Source organism: Halochromatium glycolicum (assembly GCF_016584085.1).
In the GTDB taxonomy this organism is placed as follows: domain Bacteria; phylum Pseudomonadota; class Gammaproteobacteria; order Chromatiales; family Chromatiaceae; genus Lamprobacter; species Lamprobacter glycolicus.
Genome location: NZ_NRSJ01000045.1, coordinates 41,032 through 62,462, shown reverse-complemented (window position 1 = coordinate 62,462; position 21,431 = coordinate 41,032). Strand labels below are relative to the sequence as shown.

The window sequence follows — 21,431 nt, the reverse complement described above, 5'->3', positions numbered from 1 at the left end:
TGACATTGATCCAGAGCACGGCATCCTGCGACAGCTCCTTGCCCTTGTGCTCCTTGTCCGGTCCGGAGCCGAGGCAGGCGAAGCCCCAGATGCCGGGGCGCGGGATACCGAAGGTGAACACGCCGTTGGCGTCGGTGATGGTGACCAACCCGGTCTTGGGCACAGGGCCCAGGGTCTCCTGGCTGGTGCGATTGGCCTGCAGGTCGAGCGTGCTGTTGATGTACTCGATCTCGCATTCGATGCCGGCGGTCGGCTCGCCCTCGGCGAGCAACTGACCGGTGAAGGTGCTGCCGGCGAAGACCTGATAGGGCTTGTTCAGCGGCACGATCTCGGTGGGCAGGCCCATCGGCGCCCCGATCGGCTCATTCCAGCCGGTGGGCATGGCGCCCTTGTTGACGATGGTCTTGGTGAGCTGCTGGATATAGATGTCCTCAGAGGCCTCCATGTAGGGCTCCGGCACCAAGCCGAAGAGGTAGTCGCCGTTGCGGCGGATCTTGTAGGTCGCCTTATAGGCCTCTGCGGAGCCCTCGCCTGGCCCTTGCCAGTCGACCGCCTCGAGGGTGTCGGTGAGGTCGGTCTTCTCGCCGCGGAAGAGGACGAAGAACGCCTCTGGCGGGCCCATATCCATGGTGTGGGTGTTCTCCATCGGGTGGCCGAAGATCAGGGCGAGATCGATCTCGGCGGGCGTCTCCAGCAGCATCTCTGGGGTGTAGAGCAGCTGGAAGTGCGCCTGGGCAGCGCCGCTGAAGGTCAGGGCAGCGGTCAGGGCGGCGGCGGCGCGGGGCAGGGCGGTGCGGTTCATCGGCTTGGGGCTCCTGTTAGGTCGGGGGTGGTGGTTGTGGCGTCCTCGTCAGGCTCCGGAGGCAGCCGCTCTTGCCGGATCCTGTCCCGGCTTGGGTTCCGAGTTCGATCCTGGGGCGGGTTCCGGAGCGCTCCCAAAGGAGAGGGGGTAGGGCTGCCGGCGGCTACTCGACGATATCGCTGCCAGCGATCTCGACATCGTGGCCCGGCCCGGCGTCGAAGACGACCTTGTAGTCGCCGTCGGGCTTGTCGAACTCGAACTCGCTGTACTCGCTCATCTCGCCTTCGAGCACGACATTGTCTTGCGCGTCCATCACGACAATGGCGACACCAGCAGCGGACGAGCCATCGGAGAATCCGCCTTCGCAGAGCACGGTGCCGTCACCGTTGTCGTAGCACGCGATCAATGGGGTATGGGCAAGGGCCGAGGTCGCGCCGAGGCTGAGTGCGAGTGTCGATGCGGTAAGGAGCAGGGGGTTAGGCATCATCGAATGATCTCCCGAGGTGAGCCAGTAGGCAGTTGAACGAGTAGGCATGAGCCTAGCGCGGAAATGCGCGCATGTAAATAACAAACACTCGCATTTGCGTTCGTTGGGGTGATGGGGCTATGATTCCAATCACTGCATGCGGGGCTTGGAGCTCGTTCAGCCCCCGCTAAACCGGCCAACTCGATCGTTCCCTTGCGGACGACCCCGTGAGATCGCCAGCCATGCCCAAGATGCCCGCGCGCGGCGGTGCGCGAACCCTCAACGACATTCGCCCCGGCGGTCGGGTCCGCATCCGGCGCCACCATTCCGAGGGTGCGGTCCGTCAGCGCTTGCTGGACCTGGGTCTGATGCCGAACGTGGTCGTGACCGTGGTGCGCAGCGCGCCGTTGAACGACCCGATCGAGCTCAAGCTCGACGCCTCGAGCATTACGCTGCGGCGCCGGGAAGCCATCACCATCGAGGTGACCAGCGAGGAGCCTGAATCATGAGCAAACGAGATGGCGTCCTGGTGGCGCTCGCCGGCCAGCAGAACGCGGGCAAGTCGACCCTGTTCAACGTGCTGACCGGCGCCCGGCAGCACGTTGCCAACTATCCGGGCGTGACCGTGGACAAGAAGCACGGTCAATACGGCGATGAGGTCGGCACTGTCTACACGGTCGATCTGCCCGGCACCTACAGTCTGACCTCGTTCTCGCTCGAGGAACGGGTCGCGCGCGAGTTCCTGCTCGGCGATCGGCCCGACATCACGGTCAACGTGGTCGATGCCTCCAATCTGCACCGCTCGCTGCATCTGACGTTGCAGATCCTGGAGATGGAGCTGCCTTCGGTGCTGGCGCTGAACATGATGGATGTGGCCGAGGGCCGTGGCATCCAGATCGATCAGGCGCAGCTCGCGCAGCGGCTGCAGGTGCCGGTCGTCGCCACAGTCGGCCGCAAAGGGCAGGGCCGCGATCCGCTGCGCCAGACCATCCGCGCCGAGTCGGCCCGCCAGGCCGCGACCCCGACGCCGCCGCCGGCCCCGGTCGACTATGGCGCGCTCGAGCCCGTGATCGCACAGGTGCAGCAGCGGCTCGCGCCGTTCAAGGCGATCGCCGATCTGCCGCAGCGCTGGCTGGCGCTGGAGCTGCTCGAGGGCGATACCCAGGCCGTGAGCATGCTGGTCGAGCGGCTCGGGGAAGTGGCGGCCCGACCGCTGCGCGAGGAGATCGGCGCGCTGATCGATGCGTTCGAGCAGCAGCACGGGATCGAGATCAGCGATTATGTCGTCGGCTGCCGGGATCGCGCCATCGAGCGGCTGCTCGAGGGCGTCGTCAGCGGTGCCGAGGGCGGCCGCACGACGCTCACCGAGCGGGTCGACCGCATCGTGCTCAACCGCTGGCTGGCGCCGGCCTTCCTGCTGCTGACGGTGTTCGCGATCTATCAGGTCTCGATCGTCTGGGGCTATGAGCTGACCAACGTCACCTGGCCGTTCCTGGCCAAGGGCCGCGAGCTGATCGCGGGTGTGCTGCCGAGCGCCGATTTCCTGGTCGATCCCTATCTGCGCTCGCTCGGGCTCTGGCTGGTCGATTCAGCCAATACCCTGCTCAACTATGTGCCGATCTTCCTGATCCTGTTCGCCTGCATCGCGATCGTCGAGGATTCGGGCTACATGGCCCGGATCGCCTTCATCCTCGACAAGGTCTTGCACCGCTTCGGTCTGCACGGGCAGAGCACCTTGCCGTTGATCCTCGGCGGGGTGTTCGCCGGCGGCTGCGCGGTGCCCGGGGTGATGGCGACCAAGGGCATCCCGGACACCCGGGCGCGGATGGCGACCATCTTCACCGTGCCGTTCATGAACTGCCTGGCCAAGGTGCCGCTCTACACGCTGCTGCTCGGGATCTTCTTCGTCGAGCACAAATCGCTGATGATGTTCTACATCTCGACGATGACCATCATCTTCGCGCTGCTCGTGGCGAAGCTGCTGACCAAGACCGTGCTCAGCGGCCAGGAAACCTCGCCGTTCGTGATGGAGCTGCCGCATTACCATCTGCCGACGGTCAACGGCGTGGCGCGCCGCTCGCTCGAGCGCACCTGGCAGTACATCAAGAAGGTTGGCACCGTGGTGCTGGCCGTCGCCGTGGTGGTGTTCGTGCTGCTGCATCTGCCCGGCCTGCCAGCCGAGCGCAAGGCCCATTTCGCGCAGGAGGCGGAGGCCGCGATCGAGCGCTTCGAGCAGGCGCTGGCGGAGAACCCCTATCGCGACCTGGCCACCGGCGACAACCTGGTGCCGCTGGTCAACTACTACACCGATTACAAGCGCGCCAAGCTCACCGCCACCGGCGCGGCTGGCTCGCAGCGGGTGACCGAGCGCTTTCAGGCGCGCAATGCCGCGTTCTACCCCCTCGTCAAGCGCGGCGGTGATCGTGATGCCCGGCAGGCCGCGCGCGCGTTGCGCAAGCTCGCCCATGAGCGGCGCGCGCTGCGCAAGCAGATGCACGAGGAGCGGATCAGGCACTCGGTCCTCGGCACCATCGGCCGCGGCATGGAGCCGGTGACCCAGTTCGCCGGCTTCGATTGGAAGATCAATATCGCGCTGCTGTCCTCGTTCGCCGCGCGCGAGAGCAGTGTCGCGACCCTCGGCGTGCTGTTCCAGCCGGACGAGGACGAGAGCGCCTCGCTCGAGGAGCGCATGGGTGATGCGACCCGTGAGGGTGGGGCCACGGCGCTGCTGGCGGTGTCGATGATCCTGTTCTTCGCGCTCTATCCGCCGTGCCTGGCGACCACGATGATGGTCAAGGTGCAGACCGGCTCCTACAAATGGATGCTGTTCTCGATCGTCTTTCCGACCATCCTGGGCCTGGGCGTGGCGAGCGCCGTCTACAGCATCGGCCAGGCGGTCGGTGCCACCGGCATCGAGGCGATGTCTGCCGTCTACTGGGGCGCCTTCGTGCTCTTGCTGATCATCGGACTATTGAGCGATCGCAAGGCGAGCCGGCTGTTGCGGCAACGGTTCTCGGAAGGGTGAGCGGGTTTTTCTGCAGCGGAGAGACAGGATGATGGAATCTGAGCACGCCACGCAACAGGTGGCCGTGGCCGCCACCGAGGGCGCGTCCCCGACGGTTCGGGTCGAGCCGCCGATGACGCTGGTCGACGCCGGGATCATCGCGCTGATCCTGGGCCTGGCACTCTGGTATCTGTACCGGCAGTTCTGGCGCAAGCGCGGTGCCTGCGGCGGCTGCGCCAAGGGTCGGGACGGCGGCTGTGCGGTGAGCCAGTCCATCGCCAAGCCCGCGCAGCAGGCACCCTCGGAGGCGCGGGTCTCGGTCGAGGCCATCGGCAAGCGCTCCTGCGGTTCATGACGGCAGCGATCCAGGTCGAGCAGCTCGCGCATCGTTACGGCCAGCGCTTCATCTACCAGGACCTCAGCTTCAGCGTCCCGGAAGGCAAGGTGGTCGCCTTGCTCGGCAAGAACGGGGTCGGCAAGACCACCCTGATCCGGCTGCTGATGGGCTTCCTGCGCCCGAGCGCCGGGCAGTGTCAGGTTCTCGGTGAGCCGTCGCATGCGCTCTCACCGAGGACGCGGGCGCGCATCGGGCTGCTGTTCGAGGGCCATCTGGCCTACGATTTCATGACCATCGCGCAGATCGAGCGGTTCTATCGGCCGTTCTATCGGCGCTGGCGGCGCGAGCTGTATTACGACCTGGTCGATCGTCTCGGGCTCTCCCCTGATCACAAGATCGGCGACATGTCCTGCGGACAGCGCTCGCAGGTGGTGCTCGGGCTGATCTTCGCCCAGGACCCGGACCTGATGATCCTCGACGACTATTCGATGGGGCTGGATGCGGGCTATCGGCGGCTGTTCCTGGATTATCTGCGGCGCTTCCTGGACGAAGGCGGCAAGACCGTGTTCGTCACCTCGCATGTCGTCCAGGACATGGAGTCGCTGGTCGATGAGGTGATCTTCCTGCAGCGGGGCGGGGCGGTGAAGCAATTGCCGCTGGCCGACTTCCGCCGTCAGTTCCGTTGCTTCGGTTTCCAGGTCGAGGGTGACGCACCGCCGCAGGCGGACGGTCTGATCGAGAACGTCGACCTGCACGGCCGCGAGCCCGTCCTCTACAGCTTCGCCGCTCCCGAGCGGCTCGCGGCCCATCTCGCGACCCATTGGCCACAGGTGCGCCTCGGCGACGAGCAAGCGCTGACGCTGGAGGATGCGTTCATCGGCCTGACCGGGAAATACTGAGAGGAGGTAGCGGTCATGCTGGCGGCGGTCTGTCTGAAGGAGTGGCTCAAGGTCCGTTGGGTCTGGCTCGGTCTGCTTGCGCTGCATCTCGGCATGCTGTTGTACCTGTTCATCGCCATCCGGCACCAGTTTCGGGTCGAGCACTCCGAGATGATCTGGTACTGGGCGTTCGAGCTGCGCCGGTTGTTGTATGAGCCGATCCAATACCTGCCGCTGGTCACCGGCGTGCTGATCGCCGCCGCGCAGTTCGGCCCGGAGATGCTCGGCGGGCGCTTCCGCTTGTCCCTGCACCTGCCCCTGCGCGGTGATCTGCTGGTCTGGAGCTGGGTCGCGTTCGGCGCCCTGATGGGCGCGGTGCTGGCGCTGCTGGACGCGCTGGCGCTGTATTGGATCATCGGCCGCTGGTTCCCGCATGAGGCCGCCGTCAGCGCCGTGCGCACGGCCTTGCCCTGGCTGCTGGGCGGTTGGGTCGGCTACTTCGGCGCAACCCTGGCGCTGCTGGAGCCGGCGGCGCCGCGCCGATTGGTCTATCTTGGCCTCAGCGCGGCCTTGCTCGCGTTGCTGTTCCAGCACCGCGGTTATCAGGAGTACGACCAGGTGCTGCCCGTCCTGGTGGGCATCGCGCTGCTGTTCATCCCGGCGGTGATCCTGCCGGCGCACCGCTATCGCCACCGGAGCTGAATCGCCGTGACCGCTCGTCTCGCCCGCTGGTCGCTGTTGCTGCTGACCGTCTTCCTGCTCGCCGTCTGGTGGCCGCTGCTCAAGGACCTGCTGTTCGAGTACCGCTACGGCAAGACCGATCTGTTCTACAGCCCGGTGCTCGAGCGCTTCGTCTACAAGGAGTTGCTCGGCGAGGGGCATCAGTTCATCTATCGTGATCAGGATGGCACCGATTACGACCGCGAGACCTTCGAGACCCTGATCCCGTTCATCTACTACAAGAACATGGAGCTGTGGGGACGATTGCCGCTCAGCCTCGCGGGCCGCAGCTTCGACAAGGCGCAGATCCAGGCCGAGCGTCAGGTGCTGGAGCTCGATCCGGTCGAGCTGCCAGGTCATGCCCCGCGCATCCCGTTGTTCCCGTTGTTCGAGGCCAACCCCGGCCGCGCCCGGCTGCGCTTCCCGGAGGACATCATGCGTCCCGGCGAGCGGCTCGCCTTCATCAACAGCGACGCAAACCGCCTCGACCCCGAGCTGACAAGGCGCTTCACCGCGGCGCTGACCGAGGCCGGGTTCGCTTGGCCGGTGCAGGACACCTTCGGTCGGGTCTCGATCCTCAAGGCGTTCGATGCCGGGTATTTCCTCCTTGATCACGCCGGCGACCTGTTCCAGCTGCGCCGCGTCGATGGGGTGCCGGAGGTTACGCCGGTGCCGCTGCCCGAGGGGCTCGCGGTGCGCCATGTGAAGGTGGCCGAGAACAAGCGCGGCGAATATCTCGGCCTGGTGCTGAGCCGGGATGATCGGCTGTTCCTGCTCGCACAGGATGAGGCGCGGCGGAGCGCAGCCGGGCTGATTCCGCTCGCCCTGCCTGGCTATGAGCCGGATAGGATGGCGCTGAAGATCCTGTTCAATCCGCTCTATCGCACCGCGATCTACTCCGACCAGCGCGAGATCAAGGCCGTTGCGATGGACAAAGGATTCGAGCCCATCGCCAGCTATGACCGCACCATGGCCATGGCCGAGCCGCGCCTCGTCGATCGGGTCTGGGAGGCGCTGGTGCCGTTCAGCCTCGATCTGCGCGACCCGAACGGGCGCTATCTCCGGCTCAGTCTGGATGTCCACGGCCCCTTGGCATTGCCAGGCATCGGGCTCGCGCTGGTCCTTGCTTGGTTGTTGCTGCGCCAGCGTGGCCTGCACCTACCGAGCATGCTGCCGACCTTGCTGCTGGTCGGGCTCACCGGCCTCTATGGGCTGATCGCTGTCGCGTTGATTCCGCCCGAAGCGCCGCACGGCGCGGCCGGCGCTGATCGGCGTCTTGGACGGGCGCCGGTGCCGGGTGCGGCCAACGCCTGATCCAGCGCTCCCGAGGGTTGCTCATGGCCGCGCTGTTCCGTCGCCCCCGCCTGTTCGGGCAGCCCGAGGCGCGGGATGCGCAGGGGCGGCCACCGGTCTTGCTCGTGATCGGCGCGCACCGGGAAGAGTTGGCGTTCGGTGAGGCCGTCGCCGAACAGCTCGATCGCCGGCGCATCGATCTGCTGCGCATCCCGGCCGGGATCTCGGGCCAGCGTCCCGGCCCGGACCAGCTCGCCAGCTATCGCCGGCGCCATGCCGAGCTCTATCGTCAGATCCTTGAGCACCTGCAGCCCGAGCAGCGGGTCCTGATCGATCTGCACACCGGCTTCGATGAGCGCCTGTGCTCGGCCGATGTCCTCTGTGCTGAGCCAATGCTGCTGCAGTGCGTCGAGCAGGCCGGGGCCCGGCTCGACACGCCCGTTCCGGGGCAGGTGCGAGGCGTCCGCTTGGTCGGGGGCCAGGACGAGGAAGGGTTAGTGGGCCTGGAGGGTGCCACCTGGCCCGCGGTGCGACCCGAGCTGCCGGAGGCGGTCTGGTGCGGGACCAGTCCGCTCTATGTCGGTGTCGAGGTCTATCTGCGTCAGCTTCATGCCGGCTCCCCGGCCGAGGTCCGTTTTGCCGCGGCCGTGATCGAGGCGATTAGCGCCTGTGCGTTGGCGATCATCGAGACCGCACGCTCGTCGAGTCCGCGCCGGTGCGATTGAACCTCTCTATCGCCTTCCGTGCGCATGGCATCGTCAGGACGGATGAGCTCGATCCGCTGCGCGCGGTCTAGCTCAATCCTGCTCGAGCTCTCGTCTCAGCTCGCGTAGCAGCGCCCAGCGCTGGCCTCGCCGTGATGGTGCGCCGCCGAGCACTTCGCGGCAGAGCCAGCGGCTGAACCGCGCACGCCGAGAGGGCTGTCGAGATGGATCGCCGGCCCCTGCATCGGCCATTCCTGCATCGGCCCTAGCTGGGCCTGCCTCGTTGTTACCGATTTGTTGCTGGAGGTCGTTTCGGTTTGGCATCGGGTCGTTCTCGGGCAAATCGGGGTAGCCCGGACGCTAGCATAGTTGAGGACAAATGCAAATTACTCGCAGAGCGCTTACGACCCAAAGTACGACGCACGATCGCGATCGGGGGTTGACGGACTGCAGAAGCCTGTTAATCTAATTGAGAATGGTTCTCAATTTAGAGCCAACCGCCAGCCAGCCCTTCGGTCGAGACCGATGGCCAGCCGGATGTTTCCAACCCAAGCCGGGCCCCGTGCCCCAACCTCGGAGACACAGGCATGTCCACTCCCTGCGTGAACGCGACGACCGACCCGAGCCCTGCTCTCGAGATCCTGCCCCTCGACCTGCCGCCCGACCTGCCGCCCGATCTGCTTAGGGCGCGGTTGGCGGACCTGATCCGCGCTGCGGTCAACCAAGGGACTGCGGCAGTGGCCGAGACCATCGTGCGCTATTTCCAGGCGCTCTCGCTGCATCCAGAGCTTGCGGCCAACCTCGATGAGCGTGCGGCCTATTGCCGGGGTGCGCACCATTGGCGCGGACTCGCTGCACTCGCTAGCGGCCGTCTCGACGACAACGCTGGGCAGGTTCCAGCCGGAGTCCTCTGATGGCGAACCCCTATCTGAACGACTTCAGCGCAGGCATGGCGAACGGCCGCCCATCCGTCTCCCCGGCTCAGCCCTCACCGAGGCCGATGTCGGCGCATTCGGCGCACGGGGATGCCGGACAGGTGCGCTACCTCGGTCACTGGCCTGAGCTGTTGGGCGACCTTGGGCTCTTGGGCAGCGTCTGGATCGAGACCGAGTCGCCTGGTCTACGGGTCGTCCAGCGCCAGCGGCTCACCGGCCTGCGTGTGCGGGGGCTCGTCGGTTATCTGGATACCCCCGAGTATCAGGTGCGGCTCCTGCTCGATGCCTGCCATGCGCTGCGGGCCCTCGACGACGCGCAGGGATTGCTGGTCGAAGAGCTCGGTGGCCAGCCGCTCGTGAGCCTGCGCTTGGATGCCCGCAGTCATCCGCTGCCATTGCGCGTGCTCCTGTCCAGTCTCGGCGCCCAGGACCGATCGGTGGTGCCGGCCCCGCATCCCCGCCAGGAGGCGCCGATCGCTGCGCTGGAGCAGCATGCCGTCGGCCGTTTGCAGCGCGATTGCCAGACGCTCGGGCCGGATTTGGGATTCCGCGAGGTCGCCGAGCTGAGCGGGCGCCTGAGCCTGCAGCCCGAGCAGCTGCGCCAGATGACAGCGGAGGCGGGTGCCGAGGCGGTCGCGGTCGATCCATCCCTGGTGCCCTGCGCGCTCGAGACGCTGGCCGATCAGGTGTATCCGCTGGCGCTGAGCAGCGGGAGCCGGGGCTGGGTCAGCCGTGCGGTCCAATCGGTCTATGGTCACGCCTATGTCGACGGCCAGCTCGCCTTACGCGGCGATGCCGCGCGGCTCGAGCTCGATGTGCGCGCGATCGATAGCGCCTGGGTCGTCGGTCGGCGCTCTGGCGAGCGCGATGAGCGCTCGCTGCGGCTCTACGACGCCGATGGCCGGGCCATCGCGGTGATCGCCTCCGGCGCTGATCCATGGAGCTGCGGTCGGCGGGATGACGGTGGCGCGAGGGTTTCGGCTGGTCGGCCGCACGGCCAGTGGCGTCCCGATGCCGTTCGGCTCTGGACAACGCTGATGAACGCCTTGACCAGCTGAGGGCCGCCGCGATGTGTCAATCATTCAATCGAGTATCGAATACAGGGCTGCGCGAGTCGGTGCCAACGCCTGCACTCCCAGTCGGCGAGGCTGGGCCGGCTGCCGAGCGCGCAAGCCCGACCGATAGGGAGGCGACCGGTGCGCAGCACGGCGTCAACCGCCGGCGCCGGTTGTGGGAGCTCTGGCACAAGTATCACTGCCCCATCATCGGGACCTGCCTCGAGGTCGACGATCTGCGCCGCTTGGCGCGCAAGATCGGCAGCCCGGCCCTCAGGGATGCGAAGAGCGACTTCGAGGTTCATGTCAGCTTCGTGGCCGCGGCCGATGAGAAGAACCTGCTCTCGATCGCGGTGCAGAAGGAGCTCGAGCGGCGCTATGCACGCACCGTGAAGCGCTTCGCGAGCGCGAAGTCGCCTGATGCGCTCCGGACGCTCTGGCAACGCGCGCTGGCCGATGGTGAGGTGCAAGGGGCGTTCTGGGCGCTGATGACGCATGCGTGCGCGGACGTCGAGCTGCGCTCTCAGGCGTTCGAGGATGTGCACATGCTTTCGCACCAGATCGGCGCCGGACTGCGTGCAGACCTGGCCGCCTTGGCCGAGGCGCGCAAAGCGCTCGCGCACCTGCGCAAGGAGGCCGAGTCCGAGCGCAAACGCCAGGCCAGCCGTCTCCAGAAGAAGCACACTGAGGTCGAGCAGCTGCGCGAGCGGGTCATGGGCCTGGAAGGCATCGAGCAGGCCTATGAGGCGACGCGCGAGCGGCTGCGCGCGCTCGAGGACGGCCGCGAGCTGCGGACATTGCGTGCCCGGGTCGCGCAGCTCGAGCAGGAGAACGATCGCCAGGGCCGGCGCCTGGCCGATGCCGAGCTGCGCGCTGAGGCCTTGGAGCAAGGGCTGGAGGCCGCCGAAGCCGAGGTGATGGGTCTGGCCGCCCGGCTCCAGGAGCAGACCAATGCCTGCGAGGCGCTCGAGCGACTGATCGGGATGGGCGATGCCACTGATGCCTGCGCCGGCGATGACTGCGACGGCTGCAGCGGGCATCACGACCGCGCCTTCGACCTGGATCTCGCTGGGCAGCGCATCCTCTGTGTCGGTGGGCGCAGTGACCTCGCGCCGCGCTATCGCGATCTGGTGCAGCGCTGCAACGGTGAGCTGATTCGTCACGATGGCGGGCTCGAGGACAGCCGCCAGCGGCTCGAGGCGGTGCTGGCGAGCGCCGATGCGGTGATCTGTCCGGCCGATGCGGTCAGCCATAACGCCTATGCGCTGACCAAGCGCTTCTGTAAGCGGATGGCAAAACCCTGTGTGCTGGTCTCGCGCTCGAGCGTCGGCGCCTTCGCGGAAGCGCTGTCGGCATTGGCCGATGCGCCGGACTCACAGGCCGCCCCCGGGCCGATCAGCCTGGGCATCGAACGCGCGCCGCGAGCGACCCGGGCTGCCTGAGGTGACATTGCAGGGCGTGGTGGATCGCACTTGAAAACCTTGATGAGACGGTGGAGACTCGCGATGCGATATGTGAAGAAAGGTCCGCAATCCGAATCGTCTGGCAGGAACCGGCACCGCCGGCGGCTTGCCAGGGTGCTGCTGCGCGGGACGGCTCTGCGCGCCGGTTCGGTCGGGTTGATGCCGGCGGTGCTCATCGTCGCATTGGCACTGGCGACGATGCTCTGGGTTGTACCGCCACAGGATGCGGGCGCCCAGTCGGCTTTGCAGGCGGTTGAACCGCCATCGTGGCTGACCTCGGTGATGGATCGCTGAGCGAGTCGAGCGCGCGGCCTGGTTGGCGTGAGCGAATGGGAGCAGTTATCATAACGATTCAAGTCAGTCAGGCCGTGAGCCGATCAGGAGAAGCGAGATGAGCGAAGCCGAGCGTGACCCGAAAGGGTCGGGTGAAGCGCCGCAGGCGGGTGGTGGACCAGCGTCCGGCGGCGTCAGGGCGCAGCAAGCAGGGTACGGACCGGCCGACCAGGCGTCGGCACGCTCGAACGTGCAACATGATCCTTCGCATGGGTCCTCGCCCGGGGGAGCGAGCGCTCAGTCAGCTTGGGCGGAGCAGGCGCACGCGGCCCAGTCTCAGCAGGCCCAGTCGCAGCAGCCGACGCACGGGACGGCATCGCCGCACCCTTCGCAGCGCGGCGATGATCACGCGCATCCCGCCTTTGGGCCCTCTCCCTATGGCGCGCCCTCGAGCATGGGCGGTGCGCCGCCGGCTGGCGTCGCGGCCCCTGGCGGGGTGCCCGGTCAGTACCAAGGGCAGCCGCCGGTCTATCCGCCGCCGCCCCCGGCCGGTTATCCGCTGCATGCTCAGCCTCCGTTTCAGCAGCCGTATCAGCCCCATTACCAGCAGCCCGACTACCCGCCGCATTATCCATCACCGCACCCGGGGGCGGGCGCTGGCGGCTACGGCCAGCCGACCGCGCCGGCATACCCAGGCGCGGCTGGTTTCGAGGCCGGCTACGGGGGCTATCCGGGCGGGCATCCCGGTGCCTATGCTGGTCCTTATCCGGGCGCCTATGCCGGCGCTGCCGGCCAGCCGCCGCACGCGTTCCAAGCGCAGCCGCCTGGGATGATGGCGAATGGCGCGGCTATCCCTGGTCATGGCGGCGGACCTGTCGGCGGCCATGCCGCGGCGGGCCTCGGGGCGGCGCCGGGCGCTCCGGGCGCAGGTGCCGCGGCCGGAGCGGGAGCTGGTGCCGCTGCGATGGGTGCCGCTGCGATGGGCGCTGGTGCCGGGGCTGGCGCTGGTGCCGGGGCTGGCCCCGGACCTGGGCCCCAGGCGGGGATGCAGCAGCTGTTCGAGGAGATCGCCGAGGGCGGTAATGGGCTCAGTGCCTTGTCACAGATGCTCAGTCTCGACGATACCGAGTTCTGGAAAGGCGCCCTCGTCGGTGCGGCCGCCGTGCTGTTGCTGACCAACGATCAGGTCCAGGATGCGCTGTTCAAGTCCGGCGCCAAGGCCAAGGGCGCAGTCAAGAGCGGCGCCGACAAGCTCAAGGAGCGCGTCTCGGGCACCGCGGATAGCGAGAACGGCTCCTGAGGGGCGCGATGATGTCGATGCTGCCCCCTTATGATCCAGCGGCCCCTTATCATCCGGCTGTCCCTGATGATTCGGCCCTTGCGGCTTGGCCAGGCGCCCCCTATGAGCCGGTCCTTGTTGGCTCGCCCGTTGCGGCGTATGCGCCGGCCTTTCCCTATCCGCCGCCTCCGCCGCCGGCGACCCAACCCGCGCCCCAGGCTGCGGATGGCTGCGCGTCCCTTGCGCAGCTCGCGCTCCTCGGGGCCGTGATCGGTGGCTCGGCCGCCGCTGGCGCCAATCTCCGCCGGCTGCAGCGCCAGGAGGTCGAGACCCTTGGTGCCTTTGCCGACACCGGCCGGGCGGCGCTGGCGACCGCGACCGCGACCGCGGTGGCCGGCGCGGCCGCAAGCGCCGTCAGCGGGCAGGGGCTGGTGCGGCTCGGCGTGCTCTTCGCGAGCGGGACCGCGGTGATGTACGGGATTCAGCGTTACCTCGAGCGAGGTCTTGAGCCATGAGCCGCACCGAGCACGGGATGCAGCGCCAGCGCCACGGTGTTGCCAAGAACCTGGCCGAGGGGGTCGGCGGCGTGATCGTCGGCGCGGCCCTGGTGGTCGTCGTCGGCCAATGGCTCAAACGCCGTCAGCAGCGGACCTTGGCGACCGATCGTTCGCAGGCCGAGGCCTTGCTCCTTGATCGGTCCACGTCCGCATCCGAGTCCGCACCCTCCAGTCCGTCGGGACGCTGATCCCTCCGAATCCAATACCCGGAAGCCCATCCCTGGAAGCCAATCCCATGAGCCAATACGAGCATCCATACTGGTATCCGCCTGCCGCCAACGCTGATCTCTCCCCCAGTGGCAGCCCCAGTGGCAGCCCCGCTGTCCGCACGGTCGCGCCCAGTCATCCCAACGCCTTGTTCGAGATGGCCAAGCTCGGCACCGTCATCGGCCTCACCGGCGCCGGCGCCGCCAATCTGCATCGGCTGCAGCAGGGTGAGGTCGAGGCCGGCGATGCCGCGCTCAGCACGGTGCGCACCGGGGTCGCCTCCGGGCTCGCGACCGCTGCCGCGACGCTGGTCGCGAGTCAGTTCCGCAGCCCGACCCTGGCGTTGGCCGCGACCCTGGTCACAGGCACTGCGGCGATGTATGCATTGAATCCGGCCGCCAAGTCCAAGCAATCTATCCTCCGAGCACGCGATCATGAGTGATGACATCTATCCCCGTGCGGCCATGCAGCCTGGCCAGCCCTATGCGTCCCCTGGCTATCCCGCTCATCCCTATGCGCCGGAGCCATACCAGACCGCATCCCCGCTGCAGGGCGGTGCTCAGATGGCGCACCCACAGGCGGGGATGATGCAGGCGGCCGGTTATCAGCCTGGCTATCAGGCCGGTTACAATCCGGCCGGTTACCATCCGGCCTATCCGCAGGCGCCGATGGCCGCGCCAGCGCCTGCTGCGGCGATGCAAGGCGGCGGCTATCCGACGCCGGCCGCGCAATCGTCGTTCTTCAATCTCGGCAATGATCGCTTCCTCAAGGGGCTCCTGATCGGCGCCGCGGCCGCCTATCTGCTCACCAACGAGAGCGTGCAGCGGACCGCGATCAAGGGCGCGGTCAAGCTCTGGGGCGGCCTTCAGGGCGGTGTCGAGGAGATCAAGGAGCGCTTTCACGACGCGGAGGCCGAGCTGCAAGCCTCAGAGTCGCACAAGGACGCGTGACCGCTTGCCGTGGCGCTGAGCAACTATCGCATCGTCCATGAGGTGCCGGGGCGCCTGCGCCTGCGGATTCCGGCCCTCGGTGAGCCGGGCTGCGAGGCCGGGGCGCTCGAGGATTGGATGGATGCGGCAGCGCCGGTGCAGGAGGTGCGCGCCAATCGCTCGGCGCGGACCCTGATCATCCGCTATCGCGGCGGCGACGACGCCCGCGCGGCGCTGCTGCGGCGGCTCGAGCGCTTCTCGAGCGAGCCGATCCCCGGCTACAGCGAGGACGGGGTGCGCGAGGCCGAGGTGGCGCCGATGATCACCACCCTGTTCACGCTCGCGATGCTGCCGTTGTTAACCCCGCCGCTGCGGGTGGTGCTGACCTTCGCCAACGTCGGCTCGACCTTGGCCAAGGGTGCCGATACCCTGGTCCACGAAGGGATCAAGGTCGAGGTGCTGGATGCGCTCGCGGTCGGTCTCGCGGCGGCGAATGGCAAGCTGTTCACGGCCAATGTGACCGATCTGCTGCTCGACTTCGGTGAGTTCCTGGAGCGGCGCACCCAGCGCCAGTCGGACCGGTTGCTGCGCCGGCTGCTGCGGCCCGATCCGGCGATGGCCTGGGTCGAGCGCGACGGCGAGCTGGTGCAGATCTCCGGCGATGAGGTGCGCCTCGGCGAGACCGTGGTGGTCGGTGTCGGCGAGACCGTGCCGGTCGATGGCCATGTGCTCGACGGCCTGGCGCTGGTCAATCAGGCGAGCGTCACCGGCGAGGATGTGCCGGTGCGCAAGGAGGCGCCGGCGCGGGTGATCGCCGGCTCGGTGCTGGTCGAGGGGCGGCTGCGGCTGGAGGCGACGCGCGTCGGTGAGGACACCACCACGGCGCGGGTCTCGCGCTTCATCCAGGCCTCGCTGGCCGAGCAGGCGGCGACCCAGCGCGTCGCCGATGAGCTCGCCGACAAGCGCGTCTACCTCACGCTCGGCACCGGCGCCGTGGTCTATGCGCTCACGCGCGATCTGGCGCGGCTGCAGTCGGTGTTCCTGGTCGATTACTCCTGCGCGCTGAAGCTGGGCACACCGGTGGCGTTCAAGTCGGGGATGGCGCGCGCGGCCGAGCACGGCGTGCTGATGAAGGGCGGGGAGGCGATCGAGGCGCTGGCCGAGGTCGATACCCTGGTGTTCGACAAGACCGGCACGCTGACGCACAGCGATCTGCTGGTCACCGATGTGGTCGTGCTGCCGGCCGGCTGTGAGTGCTCCGAGACCGAATTACTGGCGATGGTGGCCTCGGTCGAGGAGCATGCCAGCCATCCGGTCGCCCAGGCCGTGGTCGAGGCCGCCCGCGAGCGCGATCTGGCGCATATCTCTCACGGTGAGGTGGACTACATGGTCGCGCACGGCCTGCAGGCCGAGGTCGATGGCGGGCGCATCGTGGTCGGCAGCCGGCACTACCTCGAAGAGCACATGGCGATCGGCTTCGAGGCGCATCAGGCGCGCATCGATGCGCTCGAGGCCGAGGGCAAGACGCTGCTGTTCGTCGGTAACGCCGAGGGCGCGGTCGGGCTAATCGCGTTGCGCGACACCCTGCGTGAGGAGGCGCCGGCAGCGCTGGCGCGCTTGCGCGCGCTCGGCATCGAGCGGCTGATCATGATCACTGGCGACCGACGCGAGAAGGCCGAGGCCCTCGCCGCCGAGCTCGGGCTCGATGCGGTCCATGCCGAGATGGCCCCGGAGGACAAGGCCGGCGTGATCGAGTCGTTGCAGCAGGCCGGTCGCAAGGTCGCGTTCGTCGGCGATGGCGTCAATGATGGGCCGGCGTTGAGCGTCGCCAATCTCGGCATCGCGATGCCGCGGGGTGCCGATATCGCCCGTGCGACGGCCGATGTGGTGCTGATGGATGATCGGCTGCTCGCGGTCGCCGACGCCCGCGAGCTCGCCGCCAAGACCATGCGCCTGATCCAGCACAATTTCCATGCCGCGGTCGGGGTCAACACCGGCGTGCTCGCCGGCGCCGTGCTCGGCTGGCTATCGCCGGTGGCCAGCGCGGTGCTGCACAACGGCTCGACCATCGGCATCCTGGTCAACGCGCTCAAGGGCGTGTCACTGGATGCCGAACCCGATGCGCCGGTGCGCGCCCAGATGCGCGCCCAGGTGCGCGCGCTCGAGCAGGTGATCGAGGCCGATTGAGACCGGCCCAGCGCCCGCTCAATCGCCGAGCCCGGCGAGCTGACGGACTGGGGTGCCGAAGAACGCGAGCACGGTCAGGTCTTCCTCGATATCGAAGAAGGCGTGATCGCAGGCGGTATGAACGTACATCATCGTGCCTTTCTCGACCCGATGGTCCTCCTCCTCGACGCGCAGCCGGGCGCGGCCTTCGAGCACCAGATAGAGCTCGTCCTCCTCGTGCGCGCTCTGCATCTCCTTCGAGCCGGCCGGGATGTGATAGATCGAGCAGCTCAACGAGGGCGTGCGCAGGATCTCCTGGAACCGGGTGGCACCGGGGTCGAGCTTGGCCATGATCTCGGGGAGCTGGAAGACCAGCCAGTTGGGTTCGCTCATCGGGGGGTCCTCGGGTCGGGTGGCTAGAACCAGGATGACTCAATACTGCTACAGTTTATAGGGGCAAAATGCGATGCGAATGATTTGCATCAGCTAGATTTGCCTGTATAATGCAAACCGTTCACATTGACAATCTTCATTGCTGTCCTGCTGTTCGGAGCTTCCACCAAGATGAGCCAGTACATTCATCACATCCCGGGTCGAATCCGCGTGCGGTCGAAGGCATTCCGTTGTCATGGCGAGCGTGCGCTCAACGCGCAAGCCCAGCTGATGGCGATGGACGGTGTTCGTGACGTACAGGTCAACCCGCGTGCCTCGAGTATCGTGGTCCAGTACGACCCAGAGCGCCTGTCTCGGGTGGAACTGTTCGCAACCCTTGAAGAATTGGGCTGCATGGCCCCGGTGCGCCGCGATTCCGAGCATGCGAGCCGTCTCGGCGAGACCTTCGGCAAGGCGCTCGTGGGTGCGGCGGTGCAGAAGGCGGTCGAGCAGTCGGCGCGCACCCTGGTCGGCGCCTTGGTCTAATCTGGACGGTCGATCGCCATTCGCCCTAACCGCGGGACAGGGCGAGCACGCAAGCTCTGAAAGTCTTGGCGCGTCTTGCCTGGCAACCGGTTGCCTGGCCACCGGCTTGACCGGCTTGACCGGCTCACCGTTCGAGCCGGCTACTGTCTTCAAGGCCCTCTGCACTTGAGGGTTGATGGTCGTTAAGGCCCCGCTATGCCTTGCTCGGAGATGATGCGTCGATTCGGCGGCGTGCCGGTTCGCCCGAAAGGGCCCTGCGCGTCTTGCTCTAATCTGCGTTCAACGAGCGAGAACGGCATTGATGAAGGCCCCGCGACTGACCATCTGCTTCGATAACGTCCCTGGTCCAAGCGTTGTTCAGGGTTCCGATCTTGCTGGACTCACGACCCTCTGGGGCTTCTCGGCCGTCATCGAGCTCGCCGGCGAGGTTCTGCTCTTCGACACCGGCAGCAATGGCCGGGTTCTGCTGCGCAACCTGAAAGCGCTCGGTTGGCATCCCGGTCGGCTCGACCGGGTCTTCCTCTCGCATCCGCACTGGGACCATATTGGCGGTCTGGACTCGATCCTGGAGCTGAATCCCCGGCTCGAGGTGGTACTCCATGCCGGGTTCTCCAAGCATCTGATCGCCGACCTCGAGCGGTTGTGCGCCAAGGTGACCATCGTCGAGTCGGCACCGACGGCCATCGGGCAGGGGCTCTGGTCGACCGGCCAGCTCGACAGCGAGCCGCCCGAGCACGCGTTACTGATCGACCAGGGCGCGGTGACCGCGGCGGTGAGCGGCTGCGACCATCCGGGCATGGAGCAGATCGTCGCGCGCGGGACGGAGATCCTCGGCAAGCGTATCGATTGGGCCGTCGGCGGCTTCCATCTGATGTATGCGGACCAGCCCGCGATCGAGCGCGCGATCGTTGCGTTGCACGCGCTCGAGGTCCGGAAGGTCGTACCGACCCATTGCACTGGTGAGCAGGCGCGCACGGCGTTCGCCAAGGCCTGGGGCGAGCACTGCGTCGACGGTGGTGTTGGGCGCGTCATCGAGCTTGTGTAGCGGCATTGGCGGCGGCCTTGGCTGATCGTTAAACTGCGGTTTCGCCCGATGCCTCCCGATCCCAATGAATCCGATGAGGAGATGCCGATGAGCGCGATCCCACTGCAGTACAAGACCGCCTACCGTTGGACCGGTGAGGGCGAGGCCGGTGAGACGACCATCGAGGGTGCGCCGTTGCTTGCGGTGGGGTCGCCGCACAGCACCGAGCGCTATAGCCCGGAGCATCTATTGGTGGTCGCGGCCGAGACCTGTCTTGCGAACTATGTGCTGGTGATCGCACAGATGTCGCAGCTCGAGCTCAAGGGCTACCGCTCGAGCGCCGAGGGCGAGCTGGTGCAAGAGGGCGAGGTCGAATACCGCTTCGAACGGGTGATGATTCGGCCCGAGGTCAGGGTCGAGGCCGGCAAGGAGGAGCAGGCGCGGCGCATCCTGGAGAAGGCGCATCAGCTCTGTCTGGTCGCACGCTCGCTGAGCTGCCCGGTCGAGATGGAGCCGACCGTGTTGGCCGGGTAACCCCGGCGAAAAGCGGCGTCGACGGCCCGCTCGCGGAGAAGCCGAACAGATGCGGGCTCCGTAGAGAGGCGCCCCGCCTGTGGTCCTGAGCGCTTCAGGTTCCGCAGAAGGTGCGCTCGACGACCTCGTGCGGCTGCGGCGGGCGGCGGTACTCGAGGTGGTCAGGGTGCTCGTCGAACGGTGTCGAGACCACCTCTAGCAGCCGGTCGAGCGCGGCCAGATCGCCTTGCTCGGCCGCCGCATCGATCGCCTCCTGTACCCGATGGTTGCGCGGGATGTAGGCTGGGTTGACCGCCCGCATTGCCGCCTGGCGCTCGGCTTCGGGTTGGGTCTGCGCCGCGAGCCGCTCGCGCCACTGCTGGGCCCAGTCGTCGAATGCGCTCGGATTGTCGAACAGCTCGCGCACTGGCTGGTCGGCCGATGGATCATCAGCGCTGAGCGCGCAGAGCCCGCGGAAGGTGTTGGTGAAGTCGGCCTGCTGCTGCGCCATGCGCCCGAGCAGGTCGAGCGCGAGGTCGTCGTCGCCGGCGCGGGCATCGGCGAGCCCGATCTTCGCCCGCAGGCCGCCGTAGTAGGCCTGCTCGAAGGCGCCACCATAGGTATCGAGCGCGGCGCGGGCTGATTTCTGGGCCGCTTCTTCGGTGTCGCCGAGCAGTGGCAGCAGGCAGTTGGCGAGCTGTGTTAGGTTCCAGAGCCCGATGTTGGGCTGCTGATCCCAGGCATAGCGGCCGAAGCGATCGATCGAGCTGTAGACCGCCTTCGGATCGAAGGCATCGATGAAGGCGCAGGGGCCATAGTCGATGGTCTCGCCGGAGATGGCCGTGTTGTCGGTGTTCATCACCCCATGGATGAAGCCGACCAGCATCCAACGCGCGATCAGGTCGGCCTGGCGTTGGACGACCTGCTCGAGCAGTGCACGATAGGGCCGATCGGCGTCACGGCAGGCCGGATAGTGGCGGTCGATCACGTAATCGGCGAGGTGGCGGACCGCCTCGCGATCGCCACGGCGCGCGAAGTACTCGAAGGTGCCGACCCGCGTATGGCCGGCCGCGACGCGCACCAGGATCGCGCCGGGCTCGATGCGCTCGCGATAGACCTCCTCGCCGGTCGCAACCATCGCCAAGGCCCGAGTGGTCGGGATGCCGAGTCCCTGCATCGCCTCGCCGAGCACGTATTCGCGCAGCACCGGCCCGAGCACCGCGCGGCCGTCGCCCATCCGCGAGAACGGCGTTCGCCCGGACCCCTTGAGGTGGAGATCGCGACGGACGCCGTCGCGGTCGATCAGCTCGCCGAGCAGGATGGCGCGGCCATCGCCGAGACTCGGCACGAATTGGCCGTACTGATGGCCGGCATAGGCCATCGCCAGCGGCTCGGCGCCGGGGGGGATCAGGTTGCCGGCTAGGATCTGGGCGCCGGTCTCGGTCGCGAGCAGCTCGACATCGAGGCCGAGCTGCGAGGCGAGCGAGTGATTCAGCCGCAGTAGAGTCGGCTGCGCGACGGGCGTTGGCTCCACACGCGCATAGAAGACCTCGGGGAGCCGAGCGTAGCTGTTATCGAATGCGAAGCGAGGCGTGACGGGCTGGGAGAGGGCTTGATTCATCGCGTGATGCTGTCCTGAGGCTGCCGGGCCGTCGCTACGATCGGGCCTACGCCGCAGCGCAGAATCCCGAGTGCAGGACTAGGTTATTACGCGGAGCATGCGGGCGGCGCCAACCGGTCTCAACACCGACCTCGGTGCAAGCACCCTTCAAGTGCATTGGAACTTGGCTGGGTCAAGCGCGAGCACAGGTGCGTGCCCGCGCTCCCGTTCCACGCAGGCGCGTTCCTGTCGGGAACTGCGGACCGACAGGCCCCAAAGCAGGAACGTCGGAAAGCAGGAACGCCGGA

The 21,431-nt window shown here is 67.3% G+C and carries 24 protein-coding genes; 20 read left to right on the top strand and 4 right to left on the bottom strand.

The annotated features are described in order from the left end of the window. Together CKO40_RS19235 and CKO40_RS19230 are read right to left on the bottom strand one after the other, a co-directional pair. Window positions 1–802 (bottom strand): DUF4198 domain-containing protein (locus CKO40_RS19235; protein ID WP_200348067.1); only part of this gene is annotated, 802 nt, incomplete at its 3' end. 163 nt (window positions 803–965) lie between these two features. Beyond that, window positions 966–1,289, bottom strand: a complete 324-nt coding sequence (locus CKO40_RS19230) for a hypothetical protein (RefSeq protein WP_338074224.1) — start codon at window positions 1,287–1,289, stop codon at window positions 966–968. A 221-nt stretch (window positions 1,290–1,510) separates the two neighbouring features. Here CKO40_RS19230 and CKO40_RS19225 point away from each other — a divergent pair, with 221 nt between their 5' ends. The 17 genes from CKO40_RS19225 to CKO40_RS19145 all read left to right on the top strand — a co-directional run bounded on the left by CKO40_RS19225 (window position 1,511) and on the right by CKO40_RS19145 (window position 17,089). Beyond that, window positions 1,511–1,777, top strand: a complete 267-nt coding sequence (locus CKO40_RS19225) for a FeoA family protein (RefSeq protein ID WP_200348065.1) — start codon at window positions 1,511–1,513, stop codon at window positions 1,775–1,777. Further along, complete coding sequence (feoB, locus tag CKO40_RS19220) at window positions 1,774–4,293, top strand: ferrous iron transport protein B (RefSeq protein ID WP_200348063.1); 2,520 nt, start codon at window positions 1,774–1,776, stop codon at window positions 4,291–4,293. The genes CKO40_RS19225 and feoB overlap by 4 nt, the downstream gene beginning before the upstream one ends. A 31-nt stretch (window positions 4,294–4,324) precedes the next feature. Continuing rightward, complete coding sequence (locus CKO40_RS19215) at window positions 4,325–4,627, top strand: FeoB-associated Cys-rich membrane protein (protein WP_207173745.1); 303 nt, start codon at window positions 4,325–4,327, stop codon at window positions 4,625–4,627. Then, window positions 4,624–5,508, top strand: coding sequence for an ABC transporter ATP-binding protein (locus CKO40_RS19210; RefSeq protein WP_200348061.1), 885 nt, complete (start codon window positions 4,624–4,626; stop codon window positions 5,506–5,508). The genes CKO40_RS19215 and CKO40_RS19210 overlap by 4 nt, the downstream gene beginning before the upstream one ends. Window positions 5,509–5,523: 15 nt before the next feature. Then, window positions 5,524–6,189 carry a hypothetical protein gene (locus tag CKO40_RS19205; protein WP_200348060.1) on the top strand — a complete coding sequence of 222 codons (666 nt, stop codon included), beginning with the start codon at window positions 5,524–5,526 and terminating at the stop codon, window positions 6,187–6,189. 6 nt (window positions 6,190–6,195) lie between these two features. Then, the gene (locus tag CKO40_RS19200; protein WP_200348059.1) at window positions 6,196–7,521 is read left to right on the top strand and encodes a DUF4857 domain-containing protein; all 1,326 of its coding nucleotides are present in this window, start codon (window positions 6,196–6,198) and stop codon (window positions 7,519–7,521) included. A 23-nt stretch (window positions 7,522–7,544) separates the two neighbouring features. Further along, complete coding sequence (locus CKO40_RS19195; protein WP_200348058.1) at window positions 7,545–8,225, top strand: hypothetical protein; 681 nt, start codon at window positions 7,545–7,547, stop codon at window positions 8,223–8,225. Between the two features lie 566 nt (window positions 8,226–8,791). Beyond that, window positions 8,792–9,118, top strand: a complete 327-nt coding sequence (locus CKO40_RS19190) for an ATP dependent RNA helicase (RefSeq protein WP_200348057.1) — start codon at window positions 8,792–8,794, stop codon at window positions 9,116–9,118. After that, window positions 9,118–10,197, top strand: coding sequence for a hypothetical protein (locus CKO40_RS19185; protein ID WP_200348056.1), 1,080 nt, complete (start codon window positions 9,118–9,120; stop codon window positions 10,195–10,197). The genes CKO40_RS19190 and CKO40_RS19185 overlap by 1 nt, the downstream gene beginning before the upstream one ends. A gap of 11 nt (window positions 10,198–10,208) precedes the next feature. Next, the gene (locus CKO40_RS19180; RefSeq protein WP_200348055.1) at window positions 10,209–11,636 is read left to right on the top strand and encodes a DUF2325 domain-containing protein; all 1,428 of its coding nucleotides are present in this window, start codon (window positions 10,209–10,211) and stop codon (window positions 11,634–11,636) included. Between the two features lie 63 nt (window positions 11,637–11,699). Further along, window positions 11,700–11,951, top strand: coding sequence for a hypothetical protein (locus CKO40_RS19175; RefSeq protein WP_200348053.1), 252 nt, complete (start codon window positions 11,700–11,702; stop codon window positions 11,949–11,951). 97 nt (window positions 11,952–12,048) lie between these two features. After that, the gene (locus CKO40_RS19170; RefSeq protein WP_200348051.1) at window positions 12,049–13,230 is read left to right on the top strand and encodes a hypothetical protein; all 1,182 of its coding nucleotides are present in this window, start codon (window positions 12,049–12,051) and stop codon (window positions 13,228–13,230) included. Between the two features lie 11 nt (window positions 13,231–13,241). Continuing rightward, window positions 13,242–13,724, top strand: coding sequence for a magnetosome protein MamC family protein (locus CKO40_RS19165; RefSeq protein WP_242477181.1), 483 nt, complete (start codon window positions 13,242–13,244; stop codon window positions 13,722–13,724). Further along, the gene (locus CKO40_RS19160) at window positions 13,721–13,954 is read left to right on the top strand and encodes a hypothetical protein (protein ID WP_200348050.1); all 234 of its coding nucleotides are present in this window, start codon (window positions 13,721–13,723) and stop codon (window positions 13,952–13,954) included. Before CKO40_RS19165 ends, CKO40_RS19160 begins: the two co-directional genes overlap by 4 nt. A 47-nt stretch (window positions 13,955–14,001) precedes the next feature. Beyond that, entirely contained in the window at window positions 14,002–14,415 is a 414-nt protein-coding gene (locus CKO40_RS19155; protein WP_200348049.1) for a magnetosome protein MamC family protein, read from the top strand. After that, complete coding sequence (locus tag CKO40_RS24560; RefSeq protein WP_242477180.1) at window positions 14,408–14,923, top strand: YtxH domain-containing protein; 516 nt, start codon at window positions 14,408–14,410, stop codon at window positions 14,921–14,923. The genes CKO40_RS19155 and CKO40_RS24560 overlap by 8 nt, the downstream gene beginning before the upstream one ends. A 9-nt stretch (window positions 14,924–14,932) precedes the next feature. Next, complete coding sequence (locus CKO40_RS19145; protein WP_338074223.1) at window positions 14,933–17,089, top strand: heavy metal translocating P-type ATPase; 2,157 nt, start codon at window positions 14,933–14,935, stop codon at window positions 17,087–17,089. An 18-nt stretch (window positions 17,090–17,107) separates the two neighbouring features. Here the strand turns inward: CKO40_RS19145 and CKO40_RS19140 are convergent, their stop codons facing one another. Beyond that, entirely contained in the window at window positions 17,108–17,461 is a 354-nt protein-coding gene (locus tag CKO40_RS19140; RefSeq protein WP_200348048.1) for a cupin domain-containing protein, read from the bottom strand. 171 nt (window positions 17,462–17,632) lie between these two features. On the opposite strand from CKO40_RS19140, the gene CKO40_RS19135 reads away from it, so the two are divergent. The 3 genes from CKO40_RS19135 (at window position 17,633) to CKO40_RS19125 (ending at window position 19,544) form a co-directional block, all read left to right on the top strand. Further along, window positions 17,633–17,986, top strand: a complete 354-nt coding sequence (locus CKO40_RS19135; protein WP_200348047.1) for an HMA2 domain-containing protein — start codon at window positions 17,633–17,635, stop codon at window positions 17,984–17,986. Window positions 17,987–18,287: 301 nt separating this feature from the next. Next, on the top strand, window positions 18,288–19,031 hold the full coding sequence (locus CKO40_RS19130; protein ID WP_200348046.1) for an MBL fold metallo-hydrolase: 744 nt from the start codon (window positions 18,288–18,290) through the stop codon (window positions 19,029–19,031). A gap of 87 nt (window positions 19,032–19,118) precedes the next feature. Next, a complete protein-coding gene (locus CKO40_RS19125) occupies window positions 19,119–19,544 on the top strand; it encodes an OsmC family protein (RefSeq protein WP_200348045.1) in 426 nt (141 codons plus the stop codon). Window positions 19,545–19,638: 94 nt separating this feature from the next. Here the strand turns inward: CKO40_RS19125 and CKO40_RS19120 are convergent, their stop codons facing one another. Beyond that, window positions 19,639–21,144: a protein adenylyltransferase SelO gene (locus tag CKO40_RS19120; RefSeq protein WP_200348044.1), complete on the bottom strand. Its 1,506-nt coding sequence runs from the start codon at window positions 21,142–21,144 to the stop codon at window positions 19,639–19,641. Between the last annotated feature and the right edge of the window lie 287 nt (window positions 21,145–21,431).